5 protein-coding genes are annotated in these 2,671 nt (G+C 67.4%); 1 reads left to right on the forward strand and 4 read right to left on the reverse strand.

What is annotated here, in order from left to right; translation table 11 throughout:
• From recA to AB0M20_RS36905, 4 genes are all read right to left on the reverse strand, one after another.
• On the reverse strand, positions 1-873 hold an 873-nt coding region (gene recA, locus AB0M20_RS36890; protein ID WP_364305355.1), incomplete at its 3' end, for a recombinase RecA.
• 203 nt (positions 874-1,076) lie between these two features.
• On the reverse strand, positions 1,077-1,277 hold the full coding sequence (locus AB0M20_RS36895) for a DUF3046 domain-containing protein (RefSeq protein WP_364305357.1): 201 nt from the start codon (positions 1,275-1,277) through the stop codon (positions 1,077-1,079).
• A gap of 112 nt (positions 1,278-1,389) precedes the next feature.
• Positions 1,390-2,166 (reverse strand): ABC transporter permease, encoded by a 777-nt coding sequence (locus AB0M20_RS36900; RefSeq protein ID WP_364305359.1) that lies wholly within the window; start codon positions 2,164-2,166, stop codon positions 1,390-1,392.
• Positions 2,163-2,492 carry a DUF4162 domain-containing protein gene (locus AB0M20_RS36905; protein WP_364305360.1) on the reverse strand — a complete coding sequence of 110 codons (330 nt, stop codon included), beginning with the start codon at positions 2,490-2,492 and terminating at the stop codon, positions 2,163-2,165. The genes AB0M20_RS36900 and AB0M20_RS36905 overlap by 4 nt, the downstream gene beginning before the upstream one ends.
• Between AB0M20_RS36905 and AB0M20_RS36910 the strand changes: the two genes are divergently transcribed.
• A partial coding sequence (locus AB0M20_RS36910) for a hypothetical protein (protein WP_364305361.1) occupies positions 2,481-2,671 on the forward strand: 191 nt, incomplete at its 3' end. The two genes, AB0M20_RS36905 and AB0M20_RS36910, sit on opposite strands and share 12 nt — an antisense overlap.

Here is a 2,671-nt window from a genome sequence, read left to right on the forward strand (position 1 = left end):
CCAGGCACCGGACTTGCGGATGATGCTCTGCTCGACGCCGACGTCGATCAGCGAACCCTCACGCGAGATGCCCTTGCCATACATGATGTCGAACTCGGCCTGCTTGAACGGCGCGGCCACCTTGTTCTTCACGACCTTGACCCGCGTCCGGTTACCGACCACGTCGGTGCCGTCCTTGAGGCTCTCGATGCGCCGGACGTCGAGGCGCACGGACGAGTAGAACTTCAGCGCCCGGCCACCGGTCGTCGTCTCGGGCGAGCCGAACATGACGCCGATCTTTTCCCGGAGCTGGTTGATGAAGATCGCGGTGGTGCCCGAGTTGCTCAGAATGCCGGTGATCTTGCGGAGCGCCTGGCTCATCAGCCGGGCCTGCAGACCCACGTGGCTGTCGCCCATCTCGCCCTCGATCTCGGCGCGCGGCACCAGCGCGGCCACCGAGTCGATGACGATGATGTCGAGCGCGCCGGAGCGGATCAGCATGTCTGCGATCTCGAGCGCCTGCTCACCCGTGTCGGGCTGGGACACCAGCAGCGCGTCGGTGTCGACGCCGAGATTGCGCGCGTACTCCGGGTCGAGCGCGTGCTCCGCGTCGATGAAGGCGGCGATGCCGCCGGCCCGCTGCGCGTTGGCCACCGCGTGCAGCGCCACCGTGGTCTTACCGCTCGACTCCGGGCCGTAGACCTCGATCACGCGGCCACGCGGCAGACCACCGACGCCGAGCGCCACGTCGAGGGCGATGGATCCGGTCGGGATGACGGCGGTGTCCACGACCGGCCGCTCGCCCAACCGCATCACCGAGCCCTTGCCGAACTGCTTGTCGATCTGCGCCAGCGCCAGATCGAGCGCCTTGTCCCGGTCAGGTCCTGCCACCATGTCCGCCACCCCTGTACTCGCCTTGGTACCCGCACTCGATTTCGCCGATGAGCTTCTGTTCACCACGCGGCACACGCTAGGCGGTGGGTACGACAAAAACTCGCTGCCCTGCCGTGGCCTGTGGATGACATGCCGGTGTGGACGATAGCCGAACACCTGTACGACGATCTAGCGACACGCCGAACAAACGTGCTAAATGCAGGTCAACGCAGGCGCGATGGCACTCGATCGGGGTATGCGGCGACAACCGCACGCCAGACGGTCGCCGTTTCCTCACCCTGAGCAAGCGCTTCATCGATGGTTCGGCCGCCGAGCCCGGCGATACTCTGATCGGCGGCCAGGCTCCGCGCATAGGCGCCGCCGAACGACTCCTCCAGCCGGGTCCAGAAATCCGTCAGCCGCACGTCCCACTCCCTCGTGAAGTCACCCCTCCATCGTGCCGCGCCGCCGGTTCATCGACATCTGCGCCCCATGCCGGGCCCGCCACCCCCGGCGCGCCCGGCACGGGTGGATGGCTCAGGCCCGCAGTTTGCGATACGCCCGGGCCGAGAGCGGCACGAAGATCGCGGTCAGGACCAGTGGCCAGACGACGGCCGGCCAGATCTCCCCGGCCAGCGCTCCCTCGGTCAGGCCGGTCGGGTTCCCGAAGAGCTGACGCGTCGCGGAAGCCGTTGCGGACAACGGGTTCCAGGACGCAATCGCGCCGAGCCAGGCCGGCATCGTCTCGGCGGAGACGATGGCCGAGGAGAGGAAGCCGATCGGCCAGACCAGCACCTGGACGGCCATGGTCGCGCCCTCACCGCGGAACGACAGCCCGACGAAGATGCCGATCCACAACACCGCGAAACGCAGCAGGAGCAACAGCAGCACGGCCAGCGCCGCGGACGCCGGGCCGTCCGTGATCCGCCAGCCGATCAGCAGGCCGCCGGCGATCAGGACGAACAGCTCGGCCACCGAGTTCACCATGTCGGCGCCGACCCGGCCGAGCGCCACCGAAGCGCTGCCGATCGGCATGGAGCGGAACCGGTCGGTGATGCCCCGGCGGGCGTCGGCGGCCATCGCCGTGGCCGTCGTCTCGACCCCGAACATCATGCTCAGCGCCAGCATGCCGGGCAGCAGGAAGTCGATGTAGTCGCCGCCGCCGGGCACGCTGATCGCGCCACCGAAGAGGAAGCCGAAGACGAGCAACAGCATGATCGTGAACAGCAGACCGAAGATCGGTGTCCACGGCTGGCGTACCCAATGGGCCAGATCTCGCTGGGTGATCACCCAGCCGGCTCGCAACGTCGTCACCGTGCCACACCGTCCTTTCCGGTCAGGGCCAGGAATGCCTCGTCGAGCGTCGGCCGCCGCAACACCAGGTCCTCGGGAGTGATGCCGAGCTGATCGAGGGCGCGGACGATGTCGGCGAGCGCAACCACGCCGGCACCCACCTCGAAGGTCACCGTGCGCGCCTCGGCGTCGACCACGGCCGGCTCGCCCACCGCCTCCGACAGCCGGCGGACGGGCTCGTCGAGCGCCTCGCGGCCCGGCAGCGTCACCGTGACGCGATCGCCGCCGACCTGACGCTTGAGCTGGGCCGGACTCCCGTTGGCGACGACCTTGCCGTGGTCGAGCACCGTGATGCGCGACGCCAGCTGGTCGGCCTCGTCGAGGTACTGCGTGGTCAGCAGGACCGTGGTGCCGCGGGCGGCGACCTCACGGACCGTCTCCCTGAAGATAAATTATTTATTGAAAGTCAAGATGATGGTTTTGTCGTACTTCATTTAAAAAACCTTTTGAAAAATGATATTTTTGT

Source organism: Actinoplanes sp. NPDC051633 (genome assembly GCF_040681735.1).
Lineage (GTDB): Bacteria > Actinomycetota > Actinomycetes > Mycobacteriales > Micromonosporaceae > Actinoplanes.